The organism is Streptomyces sp. NPDC058697, from assembly GCF_042715345.1.
GTDB classification, from domain to species: Bacteria; Actinomycetota; Actinomycetes; order Streptomycetales; family Streptomycetaceae; genus Streptomyces; species Streptomyces liliifuscus.
On the sequence record NZ_JBHXSU010000009.1, the window covers coordinates 143,412 to 169,230 of the forward strand.

Annotated in this window: 22 protein-coding genes, 2 tRNA genes and 1 pseudogene; 16 read left to right on the plus strand and 9 right to left on the minus strand. The window is 70.4% G+C overall.

Features of this window, described 5'->3' with window-relative positions; all coding sequences use genetic code 11:
- Nucleotides 1-96: 96 nt before the first annotated feature.
- Nucleotides 97-185 (minus strand) — tRNA-Ser (locus tag ACFWXQ_RS22705).
- A gap of 129 nt (nucleotides 186-314) precedes the next feature.
- Nucleotides 315-701, minus strand: coding sequence for a hypothetical protein (locus tag ACFWXQ_RS22710; protein WP_383935973.1), 387 nt, complete (start codon nucleotides 699-701; stop codon nucleotides 315-317).
- Between the two features lie 447 nt (nucleotides 702-1,148).
- Here ACFWXQ_RS22710 and ACFWXQ_RS22715 point away from each other — a divergent pair, with 447 nt between their 5' ends.
- A complete protein-coding gene (locus ACFWXQ_RS22715) occupies nucleotides 1,149-1,442 on the plus strand; it encodes a hypothetical protein (RefSeq protein ID WP_383935974.1) in 294 nt (97 codons plus the stop codon).
- Between the two features lie 117 nt (nucleotides 1,443-1,559).
- On the opposite strand, the gene ACFWXQ_RS22720 is transcribed toward ACFWXQ_RS22715, so the two are convergent.
- Both ACFWXQ_RS22720 and ACFWXQ_RS22725 read right to left on the minus strand, forming a co-directional pair.
- Nucleotides 1,560-1,646, minus strand: a tRNA-Ser gene (locus ACFWXQ_RS22720).
- A gap of 41 nt (nucleotides 1,647-1,687) precedes the next feature.
- A complete protein-coding gene (locus tag ACFWXQ_RS22725) occupies nucleotides 1,688-3,181 on the minus strand; it encodes a S1C family serine protease (RefSeq protein ID WP_383935976.1) in 1,494 nt (497 codons plus the stop codon).
- Nucleotides 3,182-3,460: 279 nt separating this feature from the next.
- On the opposite strand from ACFWXQ_RS22725, the gene ACFWXQ_RS22730 reads away from it, so the two are divergent.
- The 3 genes from ACFWXQ_RS22730 (at nucleotide 3,461) to ACFWXQ_RS22740 (ending at nucleotide 6,339) form a co-directional block, all read left to right on the plus strand.
- Nucleotides 3,461-4,273 (plus strand): glycerophosphodiester phosphodiesterase, encoded by an 813-nt coding sequence (locus ACFWXQ_RS22730; RefSeq protein ID WP_383935978.1) that lies wholly within the window; start codon nucleotides 3,461-3,463, stop codon nucleotides 4,271-4,273.
- Nucleotides 4,274-4,394: 121 nt separating this feature from the next.
- Nucleotides 4,395-5,024: an ATP-binding protein gene (locus ACFWXQ_RS22735; RefSeq protein WP_383935980.1), complete on the plus strand. Its 630-nt coding sequence runs from the start codon at nucleotides 4,395-4,397 to the stop codon at nucleotides 5,022-5,024.
- Between the two features lie 349 nt (nucleotides 5,025-5,373).
- On the plus strand, nucleotides 5,374-6,339 hold the full coding sequence (locus ACFWXQ_RS22740; RefSeq protein WP_383935981.1) for a DUF5926 family protein: 966 nt from the start codon (nucleotides 5,374-5,376) through the stop codon (nucleotides 6,337-6,339).
- A gap of 243 nt (nucleotides 6,340-6,582) precedes the next feature.
- Here ACFWXQ_RS22740 and ACFWXQ_RS22745 read toward each other — a convergent pair whose 3' ends face one another.
- Both ACFWXQ_RS22745 and ACFWXQ_RS22750 read right to left on the minus strand, forming a co-directional pair.
- Entirely contained in the window at nucleotides 6,583-7,182 is a 600-nt protein-coding gene (locus ACFWXQ_RS22745; RefSeq protein ID WP_383935983.1) for a hypothetical protein, read from the minus strand.
- A 136-nt stretch (nucleotides 7,183-7,318) separates the two neighbouring features.
- The gene (locus tag ACFWXQ_RS22750; protein ID WP_383935984.1) at nucleotides 7,319-7,984 is read right to left on the minus strand and encodes a bifunctional DNA primase/polymerase; all 666 of its coding nucleotides are present in this window, start codon (nucleotides 7,982-7,984) and stop codon (nucleotides 7,319-7,321) included.
- 472 nt (nucleotides 7,985-8,456) lie between these two features.
- Here ACFWXQ_RS22750 and ACFWXQ_RS22755 point away from each other — a divergent pair, with 472 nt between their 5' ends.
- From ACFWXQ_RS22755 to ACFWXQ_RS22765, 3 genes and pseudogenes are all read left to right on the plus strand, one after another.
- Nucleotides 8,457-9,968, plus strand: a complete 1,512-nt coding sequence (locus tag ACFWXQ_RS22755) for a PP2C family protein-serine/threonine phosphatase (protein ID WP_383935986.1) — start codon at nucleotides 8,457-8,459, stop codon at nucleotides 9,966-9,968.
- Between the two features lie 110 nt (nucleotides 9,969-10,078).
- The gene (locus ACFWXQ_RS22760; protein ID WP_383935988.1) at nucleotides 10,079-11,566 is read left to right on the plus strand and encodes an aminopeptidase P family protein; all 1,488 of its coding nucleotides are present in this window, start codon (nucleotides 10,079-10,081) and stop codon (nucleotides 11,564-11,566) included.
- 198 nt (nucleotides 11,567-11,764) lie between these two features.
- Nucleotides 11,765-12,008 (plus strand): annotated as a pseudogene (locus ACFWXQ_RS22765) (GntR family transcriptional regulator); the annotation flags it as partial.
- A gap of 473 nt (nucleotides 12,009-12,481) precedes the next feature.
- Here ACFWXQ_RS22765 and ACFWXQ_RS22770 read toward each other — a convergent pair.
- From ACFWXQ_RS22770 to ACFWXQ_RS22780, 3 genes are all read right to left on the minus strand, one after another.
- Complete coding sequence (locus tag ACFWXQ_RS22770) at nucleotides 12,482-13,321, minus strand: triphosphoribosyl-dephospho-CoA synthase (RefSeq protein ID WP_383935990.1); 840 nt, start codon at nucleotides 13,319-13,321, stop codon at nucleotides 12,482-12,484.
- Nucleotides 13,322-13,354: 33 nt separating this feature from the next.
- Nucleotides 13,355-14,314 carry an intradiol ring-cleavage dioxygenase gene (locus ACFWXQ_RS22775; protein WP_383935992.1) on the minus strand — a complete coding sequence of 320 codons (960 nt, stop codon included), beginning with the start codon at nucleotides 14,312-14,314 and terminating at the stop codon, nucleotides 13,355-13,357.
- Between the two features lie 122 nt (nucleotides 14,315-14,436).
- Nucleotides 14,437-14,892 carry an ATP-binding protein gene (locus ACFWXQ_RS22780; protein ID WP_143643376.1) on the minus strand — a complete coding sequence of 152 codons (456 nt, stop codon included), beginning with the start codon at nucleotides 14,890-14,892 and terminating at the stop codon, nucleotides 14,437-14,439.
- Between the two features lie 224 nt (nucleotides 14,893-15,116).
- On the opposite strand from ACFWXQ_RS22780, the gene ACFWXQ_RS22785 reads away from it, so the two are divergent.
- The 9 genes from ACFWXQ_RS22785 to ACFWXQ_RS22825 all read left to right on the plus strand — a co-directional run bounded on the left by ACFWXQ_RS22785 (nucleotide 15,117) and on the right by ACFWXQ_RS22825 (nucleotide 25,678).
- Entirely contained in the window at nucleotides 15,117-15,947 is an 831-nt protein-coding gene (locus ACFWXQ_RS22785) for a hypothetical protein (RefSeq protein ID WP_383935994.1), read from the plus strand.
- A 128-nt stretch (nucleotides 15,948-16,075) separates the two neighbouring features.
- Nucleotides 16,076-16,822, plus strand: a complete 747-nt coding sequence (locus ACFWXQ_RS22790; RefSeq protein WP_383935996.1) for a YcnI family protein — start codon at nucleotides 16,076-16,078, stop codon at nucleotides 16,820-16,822.
- A 127-nt stretch (nucleotides 16,823-16,949) separates the two neighbouring features.
- Nucleotides 16,950-17,621 carry an SCO family protein gene (locus ACFWXQ_RS22795; protein WP_383935998.1) on the plus strand — a complete coding sequence of 224 codons (672 nt, stop codon included), beginning with the start codon at nucleotides 16,950-16,952 and terminating at the stop codon, nucleotides 17,619-17,621.
- 56 nt (nucleotides 17,622-17,677) lie between these two features.
- Entirely contained in the window at nucleotides 17,678-18,154 is a 477-nt protein-coding gene (locus ACFWXQ_RS22800) for a copper chaperone PCu(A)C (protein ID WP_383936107.1), read from the plus strand.
- A gap of 14 nt (nucleotides 18,155-18,168) precedes the next feature.
- On the plus strand, nucleotides 18,169-20,187 hold the full coding sequence (locus ACFWXQ_RS22805; protein ID WP_383936000.1) for a copper resistance CopC/CopD family protein: 2,019 nt from the start codon (nucleotides 18,169-18,171) through the stop codon (nucleotides 20,185-20,187).
- An 8-nt stretch (nucleotides 20,188-20,195) separates the two neighbouring features.
- Nucleotides 20,196-21,587: an iron uptake transporter deferrochelatase/peroxidase subunit gene (efeB, locus tag ACFWXQ_RS22810; RefSeq protein WP_383936001.1), complete on the plus strand. Its 1,392-nt coding sequence runs from the start codon at nucleotides 20,196-20,198 to the stop codon at nucleotides 21,585-21,587.
- 97 nt (nucleotides 21,588-21,684) lie between these two features.
- Nucleotides 21,685-22,617: a prephenate dehydratase gene (gene pheA / locus ACFWXQ_RS22815; protein WP_383936003.1), complete on the plus strand. Its 933-nt coding sequence runs from the start codon at nucleotides 21,685-21,687 to the stop codon at nucleotides 22,615-22,617.
- Nucleotides 22,618-23,525: 908 nt separating this feature from the next.
- Nucleotides 23,526-24,815, plus strand: coding sequence for a serine--tRNA ligase (gene serS, locus ACFWXQ_RS22820; RefSeq protein WP_383936005.1), 1,290 nt, complete (start codon nucleotides 23,526-23,528; stop codon nucleotides 24,813-24,815).
- A complete protein-coding gene (locus ACFWXQ_RS22825; protein WP_383936007.1) occupies nucleotides 24,812-25,678 on the plus strand; it encodes an HAD family hydrolase in 867 nt (288 codons plus the stop codon). The genes serS and ACFWXQ_RS22825 overlap by 4 nt, the downstream gene beginning before the upstream one ends.
- Nucleotides 25,679-25,819: the final 141 nt, after the last annotated feature.

The window sequence follows — 25,819 nt, forward strand, 5'->3', positions numbered from 1 at the left end:
GCCGGTCCCCCCCAACACCCCCACCCCACCCCAACCCCCACCCCCGGGGCCCCCGCAACCTCTCGGTTCCGGGCGCCCCTGCTCCTCGCACTGCGGTGGGTGTGGGATTTGAACCCACGGTCACATCGCTGCGACGACGGTTTTCAAGACCTTTCGGCGATCTGGCGGGCAGCCCGCTCCGCCCCAGGTCGAACGAGTGCAGGAGCTTCTGTCACACAGTCACTGCTCTCCCCGTGCCCCTTGCGTGCCCCTCACTCGCTGCCGTGCCCGTCACTCAATGAGCCGCCCATGCCCACGTTCCCTTGAAGGGAGCCTCAACCCGTTGCCACGGTGGCAACCACAGCGGCAATGGCCGACAGGAGCCCACCGAGCCCCAAGAAGGCGTTGAACTTCTCCTTGGTCGTCGGGAACACAGCGCGACTGAAGTCACCAGCCTTGCTCCGCGTGACGATCAGCGAGATCTTCTGCCACCGATGCTGACGCCTGCGGCACCCCATCAGCACGCCATAGGCGTTCTCGCGGCAGTACGTTTTCTTGTCACGGTTCACCGCCCCACACCAGACCGGCACTTGGAAGCCCGCGTAGGCCGAGACAGCGACCGACAGAGCCGCGATAATTGGCAGCGCCCACTGCTGGCTCCATCCGACGATCAGAGCCGCAGTCACCATGTATCCCCAGTACAAACGCACCACTTTGCCCATGGCAACGCACAGTAGCGACCGAACCTTGAGATCAACAGAGAGTAACAGGTCACTTTCTGTAGCTAGTTTCATGCCTCCACCCGACCAAATCAAGTCCCGGCTGCGGGCGCTGCGCCGACGCGCGCCCACGCGGGTAGGCCCAGGGCATGAGACGAGAACCGATCCGCAGGTCAAGGACGTGCCTCCGGCGGAGGCGCTCAGACTCCGGGATGGAGGGGGCGCCATTCGCGGGTGCCGGCGGAATCGTGGCGAGCGTCGTGGGCTCCCATCCCGTCCGCCGTCGACCCAGGCAGAGCCGAGCAGTCGCGGCCCAGGGCGTCAAGGTCGTTCGTACAGTGGCGCGCTCCACCTTGACGCCCTGAACCACGCCCGCTCCACGGTGTGTTGGTCGACGGCGGACGGGATGGGAGCAGGGGGAGTGGTGGGTTGGGGAGTGATGATGCCGCCATGGCAGATGAATCAAGGCACCCCCTCAGCCAGCTTCGTCAGGGCGAGAAAGTCCAAGCAACGATCACTAGCCACCAGCCATGGGGCCTCACGGCGAAGCTCAACGGATACGAGCCCGTAGGTGCCTCGCTGGACATCATTCGCCGCAGCCGCGAGCCCGGAGTGAAGCGACTCGCCCAGGAGCTGCCGCCTGTGGGAGCAACCGTCGACCTCGTCATAGGCGAAGTGCGCACGTGGCACCACGAGCCGTGGATATGGGTGGACCTCACAGCACCCAGCCACGGCGAAGGCTGATTTGTGCCCCCTGCGTGCCCGATCGGACGGGAACCAACGGGGAACAGAGGGGACCCACGGGCATCGAGCAGCAGAACGGCCCCTGACCGTTGCGCCTGGTCAGAGGCCGTTCACCTGCGGTGGGTGTGGGATTTGAACCCACGGTCACATCGCTGCGACGACGGTTTTCAAGACCGTTCCCTTAGGCCGCTCGGGCAACCCACCCCGCGCCGCTGAGAGATCGGCGCGGGGACAAGACTAACGGGTCAGCTGTCGCCCTCGCGCTGGCCCAGGGTGACTTCGGCGGTCTGCTGCTTGCCGTCGCGGGTGTAGGTGAGTTTGACGGTGTCGCCGGGCTGGTGGGTCCAGATCTCGCCGATGAGGGTGGGGCCGCTGTCGATCACCCGGTCGTCGAGCTTGGTGATGACGTCGCCGGGCTTGAGGCCGGCCTTGGCGGCGGGGCCGTTCGGCGTGACCGCGTCCGAGCCGCTGGCGCCCTGCTCGGTGATCTTCGCGCCCGTGCCCTCCTCCAGGGAGACCGAGGCGCCGATCACCGGGTAGACGGGCTTGCCGGTCTTGATCAGCTGCTGCGCGACGGTCTTCGCCTGGTTGATCGGGATCGCGAAGCCCAGGCCGATGGAACCGGACTGGCTCGTGCCGCCCAGGCCGCCGCTGGAGGACTGGATGGCGGAGTTGATGCCGATGACCGAGCCGTTCGCGTCCAGCAGCGGGCCGCCGGAGTTGCCCGGGTTGATCGAGGCGTCGGTCTGCAGGGCGCTCATGTACGAGGCCTTGCTCTGGGCGCTGCCGTCGCTGGAGGCCACGGGGCGGTTCTTGGCGCTGATGATGCCCGTGGTCACCGTGTTCGACAGGCCGAAGGGCGCGCCGATCGCGATCGTCGAGTCGCCGACGGCGACCTTGTCGGAGTTGCCGAGAGGCAACGGCTTGAGGTCGCTCGGTGCGTTCTTGAGCTTGATGACCGCGACGTCGTAGCCCTGGGCGTGGCCGACCACCTCGGCGTCGTACTTCTTGCCGTTCGAGAAGGTCGCCGACAGCTTGCCGTTGTCGACCGCCTCCGCCACCACGTGGTTGTTGGTGAGGATGTGGCCCTGAGTGTCGAAGACGAAGCCGGTGCCCGTACCGCCCTCGCCGTTGCTCCCCTCGGCCTCGATGGTGACCGTGCTCGGCAGCGCCGTGGCGGCCACGGTCGCGACCGTGCCCGGGTCACGCTTGAGGTCGCCGCCGCTCTGGGAGGCGGCGACCGTCGTGGAGTCCGAGGAGTCGTCGTTCCGGTCGGCCGCCCAGAAGCCGATGCCACCGCCCACGCCGCCCGCGACCAGCGCGGCCACCAGGACCGCGGCAACCAGACCGCCGCGCCCGCCGGACTTGGGCTTGGGCGCGGACTGTTGGTACGAGGAGCCCCAGACATCCCCGGAGCCGCCCTCGCCGCCGCTCGCGTACGAGGGTGTGGCCGGCGGCGGAGGCGGCCAGGCACCCGCTTCCAGTGCCGGGCCCGCGGCCTCGGGCGCCCCGGAGGGAACCGGGGGCAATGTGGCCGTCGGCTCGCCACTTCGGGAAGCGCCCGTCTCCTGGGGGTAGGCCGGTCCCTGGGACGGAGCCGTGCCCTGATGGGGGTCCACAGGGTCCGTTCCCCGCGGCACCCCCTGCTCCGGCGGCACGGAAGCAGCAGGAGTGTCCACCGGCACGGGAGGTGCAGACGGGGCCGGGGGTACCGCAGTGCCCTCGTTCTCGGTGCTCACAGCTCTTCCTCTCGATCCACGGCTGTTCAGTCAGGTCGCACCCGGTCACGATCACTCACGTGTGTTCATGACTCCACCCGCGTGTGTTCAGGAACCGGCGCGATTCAGCTGTGCATGTGCTTTTGTATGCCGTCAGCTTTTCCCATGGGCCGTCAGGGCACCATAAGCGGTGCCTGTGACTCCGGGATCTTCATTTATATCGGACAGGTCTGACAAAACCATCGCATGCACCATGCCACCGCTGTCACGCCTACCCACTCGCGATGGCACCATGACGCGGTGACCCACGCACGACAGCACCTGAACCAGGTCGTCGCCCACCGCGGGGCCTCCGAAGAGGCCCCGGAGCACACCCTGGCCGCGTACGAGAAGGCGATCGAGGACGGGGCGGACGCCCTGGAGTGCGATGTACGGCTGACCGCGGACGGGCATCTCGTCTGCGTCCACGACCGCCGCGTCAACCGCACCTCCAACGGCCGCGGCGCCGTCTCCGCCCTGGAACTCGCCGACCTCGCCACCCTGGACTTCGGCTCCTGGAAGAACCGCGACGAAGCGCCCGACTGGGAACAGCAGCGGCCCCCGTCCTGGGAGCAGCAGTCCGTCCTCACCCTGGAACGCCTGCTCGAACTCGTCGCGGACGCCGACCGCCCCGTACAGCTCGCCATCGAGACGAAGCACCCCACGCGCTGGGCGGGCCAGGTCGAGGAACGCCTGCTCGTACTGCTGAAGCGCTTCGGTCTGGACGCCCCGCCCTCGGCCGCCGAGTCGCCCGTACGCGTCATGAGTTTCTCGGCGCGCTCGCTGCACCGCGTCCGCGCCGCGTCCCCGACGCTGCCGACGGTCTATCTCATGCAGTTCGTCTCGCCCCGGCTGCGCGACGGACGGCTGCCCGCGGGGGTGCGGATCGCGGGTCCCTCGATGCGCATCGTCCGCAATCACCCGGCGTACATCGAGCGCCTGAAACGTGCCGGACATCACGTTCACGTGTGGACGGTGAACGAGCCCGAGGATGTCGATCTCTGTGTCGGGCTGGGCGTCGACGCCATCATCACCAACCGCCCGCGCGCGGTGCTCCATCAGCTGGGCCGCTGACCTGGGACCCTGCGGGAGTCCCCTGCGCGGCCACCCCCACCCCTCGGCCACACCATCGAATTCAGGCCACGCGATTACAGGGAGTGCTCCGGCGCGTTCGGTCCGTATTCGATCGTTAAGAGTGCGTCACTGCACGTGCATTGGCCGGTTTCCGGTCCAGTCCAGGGGGGCATTCACACCGTGGCGTGGGGCAAAGGAGGTCTCGGGGGTGGCGTTGGTGGTGGCACAGGAGGTGCCCACGTCGTCGAGCATGGCCGTACCCCATGGCCCTGCGGGCGTGGGGGAAGCAAGGCACCGGATGCGGGCTCAGCTGCGCACCGGCGGTGTGGCGGAAACGGTCATCGACGATGCCGTACTGATCCTTTCCGAACTATTGAGCAACGCCTGCCGGCACGGCAGGCCGTTGGGTGACGCACTGGCAGGGGACGGCGACGTCCGGTGCGCGTGGCGCGTCGAACCGACCGGCAGGCTCACCGTCGAGGTGACGGACGGCGGCGGTCCGACCCGTCCGGTTCCGGCCACACCCTCGGTCACCGCGCGCGGCGGTCGCGGGCTGAACATCATCACGGCGCTGGCCGACGACTGGGGCGTCCGGGACGACGCCCGCGGTGAGGTCACGGTGTGGGTGGTCGTACACAAGGACGCACACGCGGGCCATCGCCGCGACGACTTCGCCGCGCGTGTCACGGCCCCGTCGGTGTCCGCGATACCCGACCTCGACTTCGGGAACGCTTTCGACGGCCTGGACTGAGAACGGCGACCCGAGCCGGGGACGACCGTGACCGAAACGGCCTGGACCGAGAACGATCCCGGGTCGAGGGCGATCCCGGGTCGAGGGCGATCCGAGGCGACAGCGGCTCGAACCGGGGCCCTGAACCGATAGCGGCCCGAGCCGGGGGCCCCTGGCCCTCCGGGCGCCCCTAACCCCGGACGACCTGGCCCGAAGCAACCCGAAGCAGACGGAAGCACTGGTTCAAGGACGAACCGAATCACCGCTTCCGGGACGACTCGGCACGTTGTCCACAGGGTCCCGTGACTCCCCGTACGAGCGGCTAGGCTCGCGCCCGTACGAGTCGAGCCGTAACCGGGAGACATCCACGATGGCCAAGAAGCGACCCCAGACGAAGGCCAAGCAGCCTCAGCTGACGGATGGAGAGATCCCGGTCGTCGGGGCACGCGAGCCCTGCCCATGCAACAGCGGCCGCCGTTACAAGGCCTGTCACGGACGGGCCGCCGCGCACGCCGTGACCGAGCTGGTGCATCGCCCCTTCGAAGCACTGTCGGGCGAGGCCGACTGGATCGCGCTGCGCGAGCTGGTGCCCGCGGCCACCGTCGAGCTGCACCTGAAGGAAGCGCTCCCGGAGGGCGTCCCGTCGGTCACGCTCGCGACGGTGCTGCCGATGGCGTGGCCCGCGCTGCGCCGCGAGGACGGCTCGGTCCTGATCGGCCTGCAGAACGACACAGCGTCCGGTGACATCAGCCGCGACCTGGCCGACACACTCCGCCGCGCACTCACCGCGGAGCCCGGCACTCCGGTCCAGGGCCGTCGCGCCCCGGCCGACGGACCGCGGCTGCAGGACCTCCTCGACCCCGAAGGCGCGTTCGAGCCAGTTGTGCACCCGGGCTTCGAATTCTGGGTTCCGGACGCGCAGAACGCGACCACGGAGGTGACCGCCTCCCTGGAGCGGGCCAACGCCGCCGCCATCCCGACCGTGAAGCTCGCGGGTGTCGACGCCGCGTACTGGTGCGAGACGCCCGACAAGAACCACCTGCGCTGGGTCATGCCGCACCCGGAGGAGCAGCTTCTGGACGCGCTCGCCCGGCTGCACGCCGCGGGCCGGTCGAGCCTCGGCGACGGCACCCGTCTCGTGGGCTCCTTCCGTGCCCACGGCCTCACGGTGCCGGTCTGGGACCTGCCGACCGGCGTCACGGCGGAGGATGTCGAGAAGCCGGCGGCCGAGTTCGCCGAGCGGCTGGCCGGCGCGCTGGCCTCGGACGCACCGCTCACGCCGGACGAGCGCCGGGCGCGCGGCGGTCTCACCAACCGGCAGGTCACGCTCAGCTGAGACACAGCCGGCACCCAGCTTGAACTGGCCGACCGGTCAGTCGGCCGACAGGGTCGTCAACCGGGTGACTCCTGTCACAACTCCCCGTTGTGGCAGGGAAGTCGGTGTCCGAATAGCCGAGATCGAATTTGCGAACCGCCGATCTCTTGTTACCGTTCCATTAGCCCGGTTGCTGGTGCATCCCCCGTCGCCAGCAACCGGGTCTTTTCATTTCCGGGTTCGAGCGCTCTGTCGGCGGAAGCCTCAACGCGCAGTCTGCGCAGGTGAGTTGCTCCCCGAGCGCAACAACAGCGGCCCCTCTGCCCCCTCCGCGAACTCCACGACCGCCGTGTACGCACCCGCGTCCCCCGCCGTGCGCTCCCGCGGTGTCTCGCACACCCCCGGCTCGTCGTCCGCGCCCACGGCGCAGTGCATCCGTACGGTTCGGCCGGCGGGTCCCATGAGGGTCAGTACGGACGTGAGATCGTCGCCGGTCGCGTTGCGGTAGTACGTACGCGCCCAGGTGTCCTCCCCCTGGGTCAGCACGCAGGTCTGTGCCTCGATGCCGTCGGGGGAGGCGAGTTCGGGACCGCAGCGGGCCGCGGTGGCGAGGCCCAGGCCGAGCGTCAGGGGGCTCTCGGAGGGCGCGGAACGGGGTTCGGGCGCCTCTGGTGCGCCGGCGCGACCGACGGCGGCAGCGGGCGCGTCGTCTGAACCACGCGCGCCCGAGGCGCGTACGGCGTCGTCGGAGGCGCGTGAGCCGTCGCTGGAGGCGCGTGAGCCGTCCTCGGAGGTCCGTGGGGCCGCGGAATCCACGTCACCCACAGGTCCCGCGGAGGCCACGGCCAGTGGCAGCGCGGCCATGAGCGCCACCACGCCCGCCAGCGCGATCGGACGGACTCTTCGAGGGCCTGGGGCTCGTCGTCCCCGGGAGTGACGCAGCATGAAAGGAACATAACGAGCGAGGGCGGGCGCGCGGCTCGCCGCGCGCCCGGTATCCCTACAACTCGGGGGCGCTCACACCCGTACGGGTGAGGGCCTCCACCACCGCGTCCACCACGGCCTCTACATCGGGCACCCAGGGGGCGGCCGAGCCGGGCAGCGGAGCCCGCTCCCAGCGGAGCCGGCCCTGGCCGGTCTCGGACGGGGGCAGCGCCACATAGCCGCCCTCGCCGTGGAAGCGCAGCGAGCCCGGAACGTGGTCCTGGGCGTAGAGCAACTCGCCGAGCTGCTCCAGGGAGTACGGCTTCACGAGCAGCGCCCAGCGCGTCGGGGTCGCGATCACGGGGCCGAGGCGCATCCCCATGTGGTCGAGCGCGAGGAGCGCGCGGGACGCGGCGAGCGCCGGCAGGCTCACCGCGCAGGGGGCCTTGTCCCCGGTGGCCAGGATGATCGGCGCCGCGGGCCGGTTCGTCCACCACCAGCGCACCATCCGCTCATCGGTGGTGGCCGCAAGAAGGCCGGGGTCGAAGGGATGGGCACCGGGCACTGTGCATTCCGGGTCGGGGCACGCGCATCGGGCCCGCCCCTGCGGGTCCGCCGCCACTCCCGGGAGTACGGGCCACTGCCATGCGGTCGCGAAGGTCAGGGCCGCGCCGAGCATCTCAGGCTGTCCGCCGTTTCGCTTGGACAGGAGCCTGCGTCGCTTTCCGAGGATCTCGCGCATGAGCGCTCGTTCCTTTCCGTTGCACGCCTGGCAACACCGAGGACCACATCACACCATGTGTCGATCACTTCACTGTGCGTACCTACTGGCGCATCACACCCCCGTCCGAGACAAGGGGAACCCCTATGGGCCGAGCATTGGGCTGTGTCCGCGTCCATACTGCGTCTGGCAAAAGCACGGGCATGGCGTGGGGTGGCGGCGCCTGGCGTTTGCCGTCGCGCGTATTTCTCGCCGCCTCCGCCACGGGAGGATGGGGCACGGTCGTCGGTGGTTAAGACGCCCGGGTCCGTCGCCAGGTTCCGGGACGATCCCAACCACCCCTGGCCTTCACCGAGTACGTACCCATCACGACCGCTGTGACGCTCCGTCGAACAAGGCCAGTCGACCTCAATACGCCGAGACTCGAGTCAGTTTTAAGCCAACTTTGCAATTCCGCAACGGTCCCACGGACACCAGGAATCCCGGCAGGACAATGCTGGACATCCCCTCACGAGTGCGTGTACATGTGGAGACACTGCTAGCGGCGCAGAATGACATGGGGGTTTGCGATGCTATTGAGCAATACGCACCGGTCGGAAAGCCGGACGCCATGAACGCCCCTCACCTCCCGAAAGTGGCCGGAATCGATTCAACGGTTCCATCGCCCACACACACTGTCGCGCCCGCGCCCGCCGCCTCGGGTACCCCTTCGACCACTTCACCACACGCCCCCGGAGCCGTCCTCCAGGACAGACTCGCAGGTTGGGTCTCTGATCTCACCACTCTGCACGAACTTACCGAGCGCCTGGCGCGCACCGCCGCGCTGCCGGACGCGCTGCAGGAGCTGTTGCGCGCCGGAGCCGCCCTCGTGGGTGCCCAGCGCGGTCTCGTGGTCCTGGAACCGGGCGACGGACTCGGTCCCGACACCACCATCGGCCTGGGCCTGGCCCGAGCCGATCTCGGCCACATCGAGACCGTCCCGCGCAGCGCCATGTCGTACGGCAAGATCCTCGACGGTCTCCCGGGAGGCGAGGGCGAGATCGCCCAGCCCGACCTGCTCTCCGAGGACGGCCTCGACCCGCGCCACCGCGAGGTCGCCGCCCGCCTCGGCTATGCCGCGAGCTACGCGCTCCCGCTGTCCACGGAGACCGCTGACCGCCTGGGCGCCGCCGTGTGGCTGTACGACGAGCCCGCCGAGCCGGTCGAGCGCCAGCGGCACCTGGTGGGCCTGTACGCGCGCTACGCGGCCGAGCACCTGGCCCGGCTGGTGGAACTGGACCGCACGCGCGCGTGCATGACGACCATCTCCGAGGAACTGCTCCCCTCGCGGCTGCCCCGGGTCTCCGGCGTCCAGCTCGCCGCCCGGCACCGCACGGGGCCGCGCGGCGGCGGCGACTGGTACGACGCGCTGCCGCTGCCCGACGCAGCGCTCGGCCTCGCCGTCGGGTCCGTCACAGGGTCGGGGCCCAGTGCCGTCGCCGCGATGGGCCGGCTGAGGGCCTCCCTGAGGGCGTACGCGGTGATGGAGGGCGAGGACCCGGTCGCCGTCCTGTCCGATCTCGAACTGCTGCTGCGGCTGACCGAGCCCGCCCGTTCCGCCACCGCCCTGTTCGCGTACTGCGAGCCCGCGCTGCGCAAGATCACGCTCGCCGGGGCCGGGCACAGCCCGCCGCTGGTGATCGGCGAGCGGCGCACGGAGTACGTGGAGACGTCCCTTTCGGCGCCCCTGGGGATGCTCGCCTGCTGGGAGGCGCCGAGCGTGGAGTTCCAGGCCGAGGCCGGGGAGACGGTTCTGCTCTACACGGACGGGCTGCTGCACCGCACCGGCGACCCCATGGACCGTGCCTTCTCGCGGCTGCACGCGGCCGCCGCGTCCGTGCCGAGGGCGCTGCGCACGGACCCGGGCGCGGTCGCCGATCACGTCCTTCGGAGTGTGTTGCCGGACGGCCTCGACGTCGCCGACAGCGATGAGGACGTGGTGCTCCTGGCGGCACGCTTCGAGTGAGCGTCCCGCCCCTTCGGGCGAGCCCCGCGAGACAGGTCTTCCGGCCCTGGGCGTCCTTCCGTACGACCGTACGATGGAGGGCGTCCAGAGTCGTATCGAGGAGGCAGACCGTGTCGGAGGCGCTCAACCCGGAGACCCCGGAAGCTGTGCTTGACGATGACGCCGACCAGGCGGACGAAGAGAAGCCGATCAAGCCGCGCAAGAACGGCCTGTACCCGGGCGTGTCCGACGAGCTGGCCGAGAGCATGAAGTCCGGCTGGGCCGACACCGAGCTGCACGGCCTGGAGCCGATCCCGCAGTCCTCGTACACCGCCGCCCGCCGTGCCGCGCTCTCCGCGCGCTTCCCGGGCGAGCGCCTGGTGATCCCGGCGGGCAACCTGAAGACCCGCTCGAACGACACGGAGTACGCCTTCCGTGCCTCGGTCGAGTACGCGTATCTGACCGGCAACCTGACCGAGGACGGCGTCCTCGTGCTGGAGCCGGCCACGAACGGCCACAAGGCCACGATCTACCTGCTGCCGCGCTCCGACCGCGAGAACGGCGAGTTCTGGCTCTCCGGCCAGGGCGAGCTGTGGGTCGGCCGCCGCCACTCCCTGACCGAGGCCGGGCAGCTGTACGGCATCCCGGCCTCCGATGTCCGCGAGCTCACCGACGCGCTCCGCGAGGCGACCGGCCCGGTGCGGGTCGTGCGCGGCTACGACGCCGGCGTCGAGGCGGCGCTCACCGACAAGGTGACCGCCGAGCGCGACGAGGAACTGCGTGTCTTCCTTTCCGAGGCCCGGCTGGTCAAGGACGAGTTCGAGGCCGGCGAGCTGCAGAAGGCCGTCGACTCGACGGTCCGCGGTTTCGAGGACGTGGTGAAGGTCCTCGACAAGGCGGAGGCCACCTCCGAGCGCTACATCGAGGGCACGTTCTTCCTGCGCGCGCGGGTCGAGGGCAACGACGTCGGGTATGGCTCCATCTGCGCCGCCGGGCCGCACGCGTGCACCCTGCACTGGGTGCGCAACGACGGCCCCGTGCGCTCCGGTGACCTGCTCCTGCTCGACGCGGGCGTGGAGACCCACACGCTCTACACCGCCGACGTCACGCGCACGCTGCCGGTCAACGGCACGTACAGCGAGATCCAGAAGAAGATCTACGACGCCGTGTACGAGGCCCAGGAGGCCGGTATCGCGGCCGTGCAGCCGGGCGGCAAGTACCGCGACTTCCACGACGCCTCGCAGCGCGTGCTGGCCCGGAAGCTGGTCGAGTGGGGGCTCGTCGAGGGCCCCGTGGAGCGCGTTCTGGAGCTGGGGCTGCAGCGGCGCTGGACGCTGCACGGCACCGGTCACATGCTCGGCATGGACGTCCACGACTGCGCGGTCGCGCGGACGGAGACGTACGTGGACGGCACGCTGGAGCCGGGCATGTGCCTGACCGTCGAGCCGGGGCTGTACTTCCAGGCGGACGACCTGACCGTGCCCGAGGAGTACCGGGGCATCGGCGTCCGCATCGAGGACGACATCCTCGTCACGGAGGACGGCAACCGGAACCTCTCCGCCGGGCTGCCTCGCCGGTCGGACGAGGTCGAGGCGTGGATGGCGTCCCTCAAGGGCTGACACGACATGGGCTGAGATGACATGAATGGCCGGGCAGCAGTGTGGTGCCCGGCCATACGTCTGCGCGCGGTCGGTACGTCTGCGCGCGACGTCTGCTCGCGGTCGGTGGCTGGTCGCGGTCCGGCGGGGCAGCCGCACCATGTCACGCGCCCCGCGCCCCTGAAAGAAGGGACGCGTTTCACCGAGGGGGACTTGTCTGTGGACGCGTTCTGGTCCGGCTTCGGTGTCGATCTGCACCTTGAACCCGATGCCGCCGCCGGGCGCCGGGCCGGGCCCGAACGGGCGTTACGCGATGCCGTGCGGGACGGGCGGCTTGCGCCCGGGACGCGGTTGCCCGCGACGCGGCGGCTCGCGGTCGAGCCCGGAATCTCGCGCGGGACGGCCAAGTCGGCGTACGACCAGCTGATCGCCGAGGGGTATCTGATCGCGCGGCGGGGGTCCGCCGGTGCACGCGCGCGTGGACGACGAAAAGGGACGCGGCGAAGCCCTCGGAGTGCTGCACGATCGCCCGTACGCCCTGGTGACGCGCGCCTGGTGCGGGAGCCGGCGTCGGCCACGCGTGCGGTGCGGCGTTCGGGGCTCGTGATGCTGGCCTCGTGCGCGGTGTTCACGCTGTCTGCCGGGGTCTCGCCCTGGGTGGCGGTGGCCGTGCTGAGGGTCGGCGCGGTGCTCCAGGTCGTCGCCGAGATGCAGCAGTCGGCGGGTTCCTGGCAGCTGTCGTTCGACCTCGCCCCCGCTGACCGGGTGGGGCTTCTTCGGTACGGGTGTGACGATGGCGCGGACCGCGGGGCCGCTGGTGCTGACGTCGTTGCTCCGGGTGGCTGCTCCTCGGCGGCCTGATGCTGGTGGCCTCGTACGCGATGGGTCCTGCCGTTCGGTGGGCGACGGACAGCCGGCCCGCCGCCGCACCGGTGGTCAGGCGGCCAGTGCCGGTGAACTGACCGTCACCGGCAGCGAGTCCACGAACAGGGCCCCCGCGAGCAGCCCGCTGCTTCCGCGGGGGCTCCACGCGCGCGCGTGGAGGTCGTCGTCGAAGGCGGTCAGCGCCGCGCGGCCCGCCTCGGTCGACGTACTGCCCGCCGCCAGGACCCCGCGGGCACCCGCCTGGACGTGCCGCAGACCGTGCGGGCCCACCGTGTAGAGCAACTCGGTGTCCTGGAGCGTCGACATCACGGTCATCAGGGCGTCGAGCCGGGCGTACGGCTCGGGGGCGCCCGCCGAGCGTGCCGCGGCCAGTGCGTCCAACGCCCGCCGTACGTGCGGGAATCCGGCCCTGGCCTCGCCTCTCGCTCCGGCCGCGCCGTACTGCGCGGAGACGGACGAGCCGCGGGAGGGGCGGCGTGGCGCCCGCCGGTCGGGGTGCGCCGCTATCCGCTTGGCGGTCGCGGCCAGGTCGCGCCCGGTGGCGCGGGGTTCCAGGGCCGCCGCGGCGACCAGCAGGCCGAGCACCCACAGGGCTCCGCGGTGGCCGCCGCCCGCCAGGGCCACCGAGTGCTCGGTGGAGCGCCCGATCGCGCCTAGATCCGCCCTCAGTTCCGGTGTCGCCGAACCGGTGCGGCGGGCGGCCGCCGCCATGGCCGCGAGGCCTGGCGCCAGCGCCTTGGCCGACCAGCGCAGGGAGCAGTGGTCCTCGCCGGTCTCGCGGGCGGCGAGATCGCGCGGGTCGGGCAGTCCGGGCTTGGGGGCCAGCGCCAGGTGCCCGGTCAGCGCGGTCACGGCGGCGTGGGCCAGCGTCTCGTCCGCACGGCTGCTCATCGAAACTTCACGGCCTCTCATAGACGTAAACGCTTACGAGGAGGCGTCGGTGGAGGACGCCGACGCGCTCGGAGCGTCGCTGGGGGCATCGCCGGGCGCGCCGCTCGGGGGCGTACCGCCACCGCCGCCGCTGCCCGCGCCCGTGTTCTCGGCGTCCGGGTCGATGCCGAGGGTGATGGATCCCTTGTAGCCCTTGGAGGGGTCCTTCTTGTGGACGGGCTTCAGGGTGAGCAGGCCGCCGGCGGCGCCTCCACCGTCGTAGACCATGTCGTCGTCGAGCTTGGTCCAGGTGCCGGTGTGCTTCGAGTACGGCTCCAGCTCGAAGATCTGCTCGGCGACGGCGTCGTCGAAGAAGAGCTGGCCGGTGAAGTTGACCTTGCCGCCCTCGTACGTGCCGTCCTCCTTCTCGCCGCCGGTGTGCACCTTCACGTGGATGTGGCAGGTCCGAGGTGTGTACCAGCCGGGGACGATCGTCTCGAACTTGACGACCCCGTTGGCGTTGGCGACCTGGTAGCCGCGCAGGTATGTCTTGTCGTCGGCGGTCGAGCCATCCTCGCTCTCGGCGGGCGCCGAACCGCCGGGGTTGGCCGTCGTGTAGCCGGAGTAGTAGCCCCAGGCGTCGCAGTGCCAGATCTCCACGGCCGCGCCGGCCACCGGGGCGCAGGACTCGGTGGTGTCCTGCACGGTGATGCGCAGCGTCAGCGGGACACCGCTCTTGCCCTCGGTGATGTTCTTCCGCACGAGGGCGCCGTCCAGGTAGTACGGGCCCTCCGTGACGCTGGACATGAGGACACAGGTGCCGCTGCTCGAACCGGCGGACGCGCCCGCGACGGCCGTCTCCGTGGCCGTCGTCTCCGTGGCTGCGGCGGTCGTCCCGTCGGCGAACGCGGACTGGTATCCGGCGATCGCGAGCCCGCCGGCCGCGACCGTTCCACCGGTGACCGCGATGGCGCGGCGCCGGGTGATGGTCGTGTCTTTGTGTGTTCCCGTCATGCCGGGAAAGCTAGGGACGCCGCCAGTCAGGGACATGGGGGGCGGCTGTGAGGACCCTGAGAAACGCCGGGGAGGCCGAAGTCGGCGGGAAAACACCCCTCCTAGGGCGTCAAAAACGCTCTTTACGTGGCCACCAGCGGCGCGTCCTCGCGCCACTTGAGCATCTTGTCGAAGCTGACCACCGCACCGCCCCGGCCGGGCTTGTTGCCGATGTGGACGTGGTCGGCGAGCTCCTGGATCAGACAGAGACCCCTGCCGTTCTCGGCGTCGCTGTGGGCGGGCCGGACGGGGGCGCGCCCCCGTCCCGACGGGAACCCGGGGCCGGAGTCGGCCACTTCGATGCGGCACGTCTCGCCGTCCAGATAGGCCGTGACGCGGTAGGCCTCGCCGGACTCTCCGTGGACGGACTCACCCCCGTGCTCGACGGCGTTGGCGCATGCCTCGCTCAGCGCGACGGAGAGGTCGTAGGAGATGTCGGGATCCACCCCTGCCGACTCCATCGTGCCGAGCAGCAGGCGCCGGGCGAGCGGCACGCTCGCCGCTTCACGCCGGAGATGGAGGGACCACCAGATGCTCATGCTCCAGCCTCCTGGCCGCGGCTCGACATACCGATACGTATTGCCGCACAGGGCCGGGTGTAAGCGTGCCGTTGACGTGATGCCGCCCATTCGGGGGATGTGCCGGCGCCATCCGCCGGTGTATGTGCGTACTACCGGTGTCAGAACGTGACCTTCCGGAACGTACGTCACCTTGTGGACCTGCCGTGTGGCGCGGGTGAGCCCAGTGCGATGATGAGCCCGCCATGACTGCCCCCCACCAGCGCTCGCGCACCGGAGGTGATCTCCGGGTCCTGAGGGCCGCGGTGTTCACCGCGGTCTGTGTCGTGCTGGCCGCGGCCGGTCATGCGATCGTCTCCTGCGCCACGGTTCCCCTCTGGTCGCTGGGTGCCGGATTCCTCGCCGTCTTCGCCGTCGCGGCACCGCTCGCCGGGCGTGAGCGCTCCCTGCCGGGCATCGCCGTACTGCTCGCGGTCGGCCAGACCGCGCTGCACACGCTCTTCGGACTCGGACAGCACGGCACGGCGGCGACGGCGGCCACCGGTGTGGACGCCTCGCTCGTGGCCCGGGCCGCCCGGCTGGTGTGCGGCGCGTCCGTCGCGACGCTCAGCCCCGCCCAGGCGCAGCGGATCCTCGCCGACGCCCGGCTGGACACGGTCGGGACGGACGGAACTGGCGGGATGGGCGCGGCTCACGCGGCCCACGAACAGGCGGGCGCCATGGCGTCGGCCGCCACCGGAACGCCGATGTCGGCGCTGCCGTCGCTGTCCATGTTCCTCGGCCACCTTCTCGCGGCCGCCGCCACCGGATGGCTGCTGCGCCGCGGGGACATCGCGCTGCGGCGCCTCCTGCGCCTCTCGGCGCACGGAGTGGCCGAAGGGGCGCTCGTCTCCCTGCGCGGAGCCCTGGCGCTCGTACGTGCCCTCCTGGCGGGTCTCCCGGGCGCGTCCCCCGAGGCGCCGCGCGCACCGCGGGCCACGGAGTACCTGCCACCGGCCGTACCCGCGGCCGCTCTTCAGCACTCGGTCGTCCGGCGCGGTCCGCCGGCCCACGGGATTCTCACCCTCGCCGCCTGACGCGACGCACCACTTCTGGACGTATCACTCCCGGGGTGCCGTCGTGCGGCACGCGCGCGTGCCCGCTCTTTCGCACGCGCAACCCCGTTCTGCCACCGAACCAGTGCTGAAAGTGGAGTGTCCCTGCCATGAAGGCTTCCCGTATCGCCGCGACCGGTGCCGTCGCCGCCTCCGCCGTCCTCGTCCTGTCCGGCCCCGCGTTCGCGCACGTCAGCGTGCAGCCCGAGGGCACGGCCGCCAAGGGTGGCTACGCGACCGTCAACTTCAAGGTGCCGAACGAGCGCGACAAGGCCTCGACCACCAAGCTCGAAGTGAACTTCCCGGCCGACCACCCGCTCGCCTCGGTGATGCCGCAGGCCGTCGACGGCTGGACCGTCGAGGTCACCAAGTCCAGGCTCGACAAGCCGCTCGAACTGCACGGCGAGAAGATCAACGAGGCCGTCACCAAGGTCACCTGGACCGCCGACGGCAAGGGCATCCAGCCCGGCTACTTCCAGAAGTTCCCGCTCTCCATCGGCGCGCTGCCCGAGGACACCGACGAGCTGGTGTTCAAGGCGATCCAGACGTACTCCAACAAGGAGGTCGTGCGCTGGATCGAGACCCCGACGAAGGGTGAGGAGGAGCCCGAGACGCCGGCTCCGGTACTCGCCCTGTCCGCAGCCGAGGGCGACCACCACGGATCCGCCTCCGCCGCCTCCGACGACTCCGCGGAGGCCGACGACGCGAAGGCCGCCGCCAACGCCTCGACCACCGAGGCCGCCTCCTCCGACAGCAGCGACACCACGGCCCGCGTCCTGGGTGTCGTGGGCATCGTCGTCGGCGTGGCGGGCGTGGCGTTCGGCGTGCTCGCCGGTCGTCGGCGTACCAACGCGTAAGCCAAGTCCCACTCATCGAAACCCCGGGACGCCCCACCGGGATCCCCGGCCGAATCCGTTTCCGGCCGGGGGTCCGGCCCGCCGCACGGCGGCGACCGGGTGGGGGTGTCCCCCCGGAGAATGCACTATGCGCAAGAAGACGTACGCCGTGGCCGCGCTGTTCGCCGCGGCCGCCCTGACCCTTTCCGCCTGCGGCAGCGGTGACGACGCCGACAACGCGGTCGCCGAGGTGTCCGAGGAGGCGGGCTCCGACAAGGCCGCGACGGTCCTCGACAAGCCGTTCGAGAAGCCGGACCTCGTCCTCACCGACACACACGGCAAGCAGTACGACCTCCGCAAGGAGACCAAGGGCAAGCCGACGCTGATCTACTTCGGCTACACCAACTGCCCCGACGTCTGCCCGCTGACGATGAACAACATCGCCGTCGCCGAGAAGCAGCTGGCCCAGAACAAGCAGCTGTCGCAGGCCGAGAAGGACTCGCTCCGCATCGTGTTCGTCACCACCGACCCGGAGCGGGACACGTCCGCCGCGCTCGGCAAGTGGCTCAAGGGCATCGACCCCGACGTCGTCGGCCTGACCGGCTCCTTCGCCACCGTCCAGGGCGGTGCCCGGACGCTCGGCATCTCCATCGAGGCGCCGAAGAAGGACAAGAACGGCAAGGTCGTCTCGATGCACGGCACCCAGGTCATCGCCTTCTCCCCGAAGACCGACGGCGGTTACGTGCTGTACGGCGAGGACGCCACCGTCGACGACTACACCAAGGACCTCCCCAAGCTGATCAAGGGCGAGAAGCCGTGACGCGTCGTACGCCGTCCGCCAAGGTGTCGACGGGAGCTGCGGCGGCCGCCCTCGTCATGGCCGCCGCCCTGGCCCTCGCGGGCTGCGGCGACTCGGACCCGGGCTCCTCGGAACCCGAACTGTCCGTCGGCTCGGTCTACATGCCGCAGCCGGTCTCGGACTCCATGGCGGCCGGTTTCCTGGTCGTCGCCAACGCCGGCGGAGCCGACGACAGGCTGTCCTCCGTCACCAGCGACATCGCCGGCGAGGTCACCCTCCACGCGACGTCCGGGCAGTCGATGACCGAGGTCAAGAACCTCGACGTCCCCGGTCACGGGAAGCTCGTCCTGGAGAGCGGCGGCAACCACCTCATGTTCGAGAAGCTGAAGAGCAAGCCGAAGGAGGGCGAAAAGGTGTCCCTGGAGCTGCACTTCACCAAGTCCGGGCCGATGAAGGTCGAGATGCCGGTGAAGTCCCCCACCTACCGGCCGGCGACGACCACCAAGTCGTCCCTGCAGTCGTCCACGCAGTCGTCCTCGACGTCTCACCACTGAGGGAGGGACCAACCGTGAGTCAGACCATCGCTCCCCGCGTCCGGACGCTGCTGTTGCTGCTCCTCGCCGTCATCGGCGCGCTCCTCGCCGGGTCGGCGCCCGTCTCCGCGCACGCCGCCCTGACGGCGAGCGACCCCCAGCAGGGATCGGTGGTCAAGGAGGCGCCGGCCCAGGTGTCGCTCACCTTCTCCGAGGGTGTCGCGATGTCCGACGGCTCGGTGCGCGTGCTCGACCCCAAGGGCAAGCGCGTCGACACCGGGAAGACCAGCGAGCAGGGCACGAACACGTACTCCGTGAAGCTGCACTCGGGTCTGCCGGACGGCACGTTCACCGTCACCTACCAGGTGGTGTCGGCGGACAGCCACCCCGTCTCCGGTGCCTTCACCTTCTCCATCGGGGCCCCCTCGACGACGTCCGTCTCCGTCTCCGACCAGGAGGCCGGCGGCGGAGTGGTGGGCTGGCTCTACGGCTTCGCGCGCTATCTCTCGTACGCGGGCTTCATCCTGCTCGTCGGCGGCGCGGCCTTCGTGCTGGCCTGCTGGCAGCGGGGTACCGGTGAGCGGTCTGTGCAGCGGCTCGTGGTCTCCGGGTGGCTCGCGCTGACCGGGGCCACGCTCGCCATGCTGCTGCTGCGCGGCTCGTACACCGGCTCCGGGAAGGTCGGGGACATCTTCGACCTGGCCCTGCTCAGCGATGTGCTGCAGACCAAGACGGGCGCGGCACTGGTTTCGCGCCTGCTGCTGCTCGCCGCGGGCGCCCTGTTCATCGCCGTGCTCTTCGGAGCGTACGAAAAGCGCGAGGACGACGAGGAGAAGGGCGATCTGACCTTCGGGCTCGCCATCGGCGGGTTCGTCGTGGCGGCGGGTCTGGCCGCGACCTGGGCCATGGCCGAGCACGCCTCGACCGGTATCCAGACCGGAATCTCGATGCCCGTCGACGTGCTGCACCTGCTCGCCGTCGCCGTCTGGCTGGGCGGCCTGTCGACGCTGCTCGTGGCGCTCTACCGCGCGCCGTCCATCGAGGCGTCCGCCGTACGCCGCTTCTCCCGCATCGCGTTCGGCAGCGTGGCCGTGCTGGCCGCGACGGGCATCTACCAGTCGTGGCGACAGCTCGGCTCCTGGTCCGCGTTCACCGGGACCTCGTACGGGCAGCTGCTGCTGGTCAAGATCGGCCTGGTGGTCGTCCTCGTCGGTATCGCGTGGATATCGCGGCGCTGGACGGCGCAGTTGTCGCAGGCACCGGCCGCGAAGGCCGTGAAGACCTCGGCGGCCACGCCGGTCAAGGCCACCGCGAAGACCTCTTCCAAGGCTTCTGCCAAGGCCCCGGCCAAGACTTCCGCAGCGAGCTCCGCGAAGGCTTCGGCGAAGACCTCCGCGAAGACCTCCGCGGCGACCTCGGAGGAGGACCGCGAGTCCGAGGACGAGAAGGAGCCGGCCGCCGCGTCCGCGGGTGTCGGTGACGGCAAGCGGGCCACCCAACTGGCCCGGCAGCGGGCCGCGGTGGCCACCGCGCGCGACAAGCGCCAGCGGGACGCCGATCCGCTCCGCTCGGGCCTGCGCCGCTCGGTGCTCGCCGAGGCAGGCGTCGCGGTGGTCCTGCTGGCCGTCACGACGGTGCTGACGTCCACCGAGCCCGGACGCACGGTGGAGGAGGCCGAGGCCGCCACCGCCGCCAGCTCGCAGGAGGCCACCGGGGCACTGGCCGTGGACATCCCGTTCGACACGGGCGGCAAGGACGGCAAGGGCCTCGCGCGTGTCGAGATCGACCCGGCCCGCGTCGGCGGCAACGACATGCACGTCTACGTACAGCGGCCGAACGGCAAGGCCTTCGACATCCCCGAGGTCAAGGTCTCCTTCACCCTCAAGGCGAAGGACATCGGACCGCTGCCCGTGGTCCCCGACCGGATCGCCACCGGACACTGGACGGCGAGCGGGGTACAGATCCCGATGGCGGGCAACTGGGCGATCGCGGTGACGGTCCGGACCTCCGACATCGACCAGGTGACCGTGGACAAGAACGCGCAGATCGGCTGAACGAGACCATGGCTGAACAGTCCACTCCGGAGACGTCCTCCCCGGGTGCCCCTGTCGAAGGGGCACCTCCTCAGAAGCGCGTCTCCAAGAAGGCCGCCGCCTCCTCCAAGTCCACTCCCAAGGGGGCCTCTTCCGAAAATGCCCCTCCTAGGGGGGCCGTTTCCGAAGAGACCCCCTCCAAGAGCGTCATTTCGCGGCGCCGCCTGCTCGGTACCGCCGGTGCCACCGGGCTCGCGCTCGGCGCCGCGGGCGGGGCCGCCGGATACGCGGCGGCGCCCTCCGCCGACCGGACGGCGCTCCTCAGCTCGCTCGGCGCGGACGAGGTGATGTTTCACGGGAAACATCAGCCCGGCATCACGACCGCGCTGCAGGCCCGCGGCCACCTGGTCGCCTTCGATCTCGCGGCGGGCGCCGGCCGCAAGGAGGCGGCCGCGCTGCTGCGGCGCTGGTCGACGACGGCCAAGCGGCTGATGGCGGGCGAGGCGTCCGCGAGCGCCGACACGGACGTGGCACGCGACGCCGGACCCTCGTCCCTCACGGTCACCTTCGGCTTCGGCCACAGCTTCTTCGCCCGTACGGGACTGGAGAAGCAGCGGCCGATCGCCCTCGACCCGCTGCCCGACTTCTCCTCTGACCACCTGGACAAGGCCCGCAGCAACGGCGACCTGTGGGTGCAGATCGGCTCGAACGACTCCCTCGTCGCGTTCCATGCCCTGCGCGCGATCCAGAAGGACGCGGGACAGGCGGCGAAGGTGCGCTGGCAGATGAACGGCTTCAACCGCACGCCGGGAGCCACCTCCCAGCCCATGACGGCCCGCAACCTGATGGGGCAGATCGACGGCACGCGCAATCCCAAGCCGTCGGAGTCCGACTTCGACCGGCGGATCTTCGTGCCCGAGGCGGGCGACCCGTCGTGGATGGCGGGCGGCTCGTACGCCGTCGTACGCCGTATCCGCATGCTCCTCGACGACTGGGAGACGCTCTCGGTCAAGGCCCAGGAGGACGTGATCGGGCGGCGGAAGGCCACCGGGGCACCGCTCTCCGGCGGCACCGAGACGACCGAGATGGATCTGGAGAAGACCGACGCCGACGGCGGGCTCGTCGTCCCCATCAACGCCCATTCCCGTATCACCCGGCCCGACGAGAACGGCGGCGCCGCGATGCTCCGCAGGCCGTTCTCCTTCCACGACGGCATCGACGCGGACGGTGTCCCGGACGCGGGGCTGCTCTTCGTCTGCTGGCAGGCCGACCCGCTGCGAGGCTTCGTACCGGTGCAGCGCAAGCTCGACCGCGGTGACGCGCTGTCCACATACATCCGGCACGAGTCGAGCGGCCTGTTCGCGGTGCCGGGCGGGGCGGCGGAGGGGGAGTACGTGGGGCAGAAGTTGCTGGAGGGGTGAGATCCGCCCGCTGAGGCGGCTGAGGCGGCCCGGGCGGCTGGAACGGCTGGGACCGGAAGCGGGAGCCGGGCCGCACAAGGCCCATTAGGGTGAGGCCATGCCAGCCAGCTACGCGTATCTCGGCCCCGAGGGCACCTTCACCGAAGTCGCTCTGCGGACTCTTCCGGAGTCGGCCACCCGGCAGCTCATCCCGATGGTGTCCGTGCCCGCCGCACTCGACGCGGTCCGGGCCGGCGAGGCCGAGGCCGCGTTCGTACCGATCGAGAACTCCGTCGAGGGCGGCATCACCACCACGGTCGACGAACTGGCCGTCGGCGAACCGCTGATGATCTACCGCGAGGTCCTTCTCTCGATCACCTTCGCGCTGCTGGTCCGCCCGGGCACGAAGCTGTCGGAGATCAAGACGGTCAGCGCGCACCCGGCCGCGCAGCCGCAGGTCCGCAACTGGATGAAGAACAACCTCCCGGACGTCATCTGGGAGTCGGCGGCCTCCAACGCGGACGGCGCCCGTCTCGTGCAGGAGGGGCGCTACGACGCGGCCTTCGCGGGCGAGTTCGCGGCGGAGCGGTACGGCCTCAAGGCCCTGGAGACGGGGATCCACGACGCGGAGAACGCGCAGACCCGGTTCGTCCTGGTGGGCAGGCCCGCCCGGCCCGCGGCGCCGACCGGAGCGGACAAGACCTCCGTGGTCATCTGGCAGCGCGACGACCACCCGGGTGCCCTGCTCGAACTCCTCCAGGAGTTCGCCGTCCGCGGGATCAACCTGATGCTGCTGCAGTCCCGGCCGACCGGCGAGGGCATCGGCAACTACTGCTTCGCCATCGACGCCGAGGGCCACATCGCGGACCGCCGTGTCGGCGAGGCGCTGATGGGCCTCAAGCGGATCTGCCCGCAGGTGCGGTTCCTCGGGTCCTATCCGCAGGCCGACGTCGACCCCAAGGACGTACGCGCGCCGCGGGCCGGTACGTCGGACAGCGAGTTCGCGGCAGCCTCGGACTGGCTGGCACGCTGCCAGGACGGCCGGTTCTAGGCGGGGTTTGCCCTGCGGGTCACTGAGCGGGGCTTGCTCTGCTCGGCCTGCTCAGTGCGGCCTGCTCTGCGAACTTACTCTGCGCGGCTTGCTGAACGGGCTTGGCTGAGCAGCCTTGCTGGGCGGGCTTTGCCGAGCAGGGTCTGCTGGGCGGGCCTTGTTGAGCGGGCTTTGCCGAGCTCGGCCTTTTGGCGGGGTTCGCTGAGCGGAGTTCGTTGAACGGGGTTCACTGAACGGGGCTTGCTGGACTCGGCTCGCGGAGCAGGCTTCTCTCACGGCTGCCGCTGCCGAGCGGACACCCGTTGGCAACCCGGCAGCCACTGGCCGTCCTCCGGGCGGTTTCCCAGGCGGAGCCGTCGGCTCCACCGCGCCGTTCCGGCCGGTCCTACCTGCAGATTGTCTCTGTCCACAGAAGTTATCCACAGGCGCGCTTCTCGACCTGGGGACAAGTCGACAACGAAGCGCGACTCAGTCGACAAATCGGCCCACAGCCCACAAGTCCGTCCACAGCCCCATCGGTCACCCTTCGTCCACCCGTTTCTGTTGGCCAATCCCATAGAGCGAACCATTTCCACTCGAAAGTGCATGTAGGGAGGGTTTGGTCCGGGAATTCCTGGCCCTGCACACAGCCTTGGGAACGATCACTTCCGATGTCCACAGATCTTTCGCACAGCCTGTGGATAACTTTTCCGGGGTGTGGATTTCTGTGGACAACCCAGTTCTCAAGTCCCGTTCTCCACAAGGGAATCGAGTCAACCGACCGAATCCCACCTGCCCCGTTCCAGGGAGCCGCTCTCTTTTCATTGACGCCCATTGAAGCGCCTCATCAATTCCCCCAATACGTGACAGAAGCGACAGAACGGAATACCGAGTCGTGAGTCGGAACCCCGCACCGGTAGCCTTGTGGGGTGATTGACCTTCGCCTGCTTCGTGAGGACCCCGACCGTGTTCGCGCCTCCCAGCGCGCCCGTGGAGAGGACGTCGCCGTTGTCGACGCCCTCCTCTCCGCCGACGAGCGGCGCAGGTCGTCCGGCGTCCGTTTCGACGAGCTCCGTTCCGAGCAGAAGGCGCTCGGCAAGCTGATCCCCAAGGCCTCGGCGGACGAGAAGGCCGAGCTGCTGAAGAAGGCCGGCCAGCTCGCCTCCGACGTCAAGGCGGCCGACGCCGAGCAGCACGAGGCCGACGAGGAGACCAAGCGCCTCCTGCTCCAGCTGGGAAACCTCGTGCACCCCGACGTCCCGGTCGGCGGCGAGGAGGACTTCGTCGTCCTCGAGACGCACGGGACCATCCGCGACTTCGGCGCCGAGGGCTTCGAGCCCAAGGACCACCTGGAGCTCGGCGAGGCGCTGGGGGCCATCGACGTCGAGCGCGGCGCCAAGGTGTCCGGCTCGCGGTTCTACTACCTGACGGGTGTCGGCGCGCTCCTGGAGCTCGCCCTCGTCAACGCGGCGATCGCGCAGGCCACCGAGGCCGGCTTCATCCCGATGCTGACCCCGGCGCTGGTCCGCCCGCGCGCCATGGAGGGCACCGGCTTCCTCGGCCAGGCCGCGGAGAACGTGTACCACCTGGAGAAGGACGACTTCTACCTGGTCGGCACCTCCGAGGTCCCCCTCGCCGCGTACCACATGGACGAGATCCTCGACGCCGACAAGCTGCCCCTGCGCTACGCGGGCTTCTCGCCGTGCTTCCGCCGCGAGGCCGGCACGTACGGCAAGGACACCCGGGGCATCTTCCGCGTGCACCAGTTCGACAAGGTCGAGATGTTCTCGTACGTGAACCCCGAGGACGCCGAGAACGAGCACCAGCGGCTCCTGGAGTGGGAGAAGCAGTGGCTGACCGGACTTGAGCTGCCCTTCCAGGTCATCGACGTGGCGTCGGCCGACCTGGGTTCGTCCGCCTCGCGCAAGTTCGACTGCGAGGCGTGGATCCCGACCCAGGGCAAGTACCGCGAGCTGACCTCGGCCTCGAACTGCGACGGCTTCCAGGCCCGCCGCCTGTCCGTGCGGATGCGCGACACCAGCGACGGCAAGAACAAGGTGCAGCCGCTCGCGACGCTGAACGGCACGCTGTGCGCCGTACCGCGCACGATCGTGGCGATCCTGGAGAACCACCAGCTGGCCGACGGTTCCGTACGGGTTCCCGAGGTGCTGCGTCCGTATCTGGGCGGCCGTGAGGTGCTGGAGCCGATCTCCAAGTGACCGGCACCACTGGGCCGACGGCCCCGACCGGCTCGACCACGTCGACCGGGGACTCCGGGGGCACCGGAGCGTTCCCCTACAAGCTCGTCGCGACCGATCTCGACGGAACGTTGCTGCGCTCCGACGACACGGTCTCGGAGCGCACGCGTGAGGCGCTCGCCGCGGCCACCGTGGCGGGCGCCGCGCACCTCGTCGTCACCGGCCGCGCGGTGCCCTGGACGCGCCACATCCTCGACGAACTCGGATACGAGGGACTCGCGGTGTGCGGCCAGGGCGCGCAGCTGTACGACGCCGGAGCGCACCGCCTGCTCACGTCGGTGACCCTGGACCGGCAGGTGGCCGGTCTCGCGCTGGCCAAGATCGAGGCGGAGGTCGGCCCGCTGGCCGTCGCCGCGAGCCGCGACGGCGTCGACGGGGATGTCCTGATCGGCCCCGGCTACCGGGTGCTGGGCCAGCTGGAGGCCGTCCCGTTCACCGATGTCGCGGAGCTCTGGGCCGCGCCCCTGACCAAGATGTACATCCAGCATCCCGAGCTCACCGACGACGAGCTGGCGGCCGCGGCGCGAGCGGCGGCCGGCGGTCTGGTGAGCGTCGTGATGGCGGGCGAGGGCATCGTCGAGGTCCTCCCCCTCGGCCTGTCCAAGGCCACGGGCCTTTCCCTGGCGGCCCGCCGCCTGGGTGTGAAGGCCGCCGACACGATCGCCTTCGGTGACATGCCGAACGACATCCCGATGTTCGCGTGGTCGGCCCACGGCGTGGCAATGGCCAACGCCCATGACGAACTCAAGGCCGTGGCGGACGAGATGACGTTGTCGAACGAGGACGACGGCATCGCGGTGGTGCTGGAGAGGTTGCTGGGCTAGCGCCCCCGCCCACCCCCGGCGCTGCCGGAGAGGTTGCCGGAGGAATCGACTGCAGCACACGCTGAGCCCCGCCCCAAGGGGGCGAAGGGGCGGACGGCGGGCGGCGGCGCGGCGGGCGGCGAGGAATCTCGCCGCGGAGCG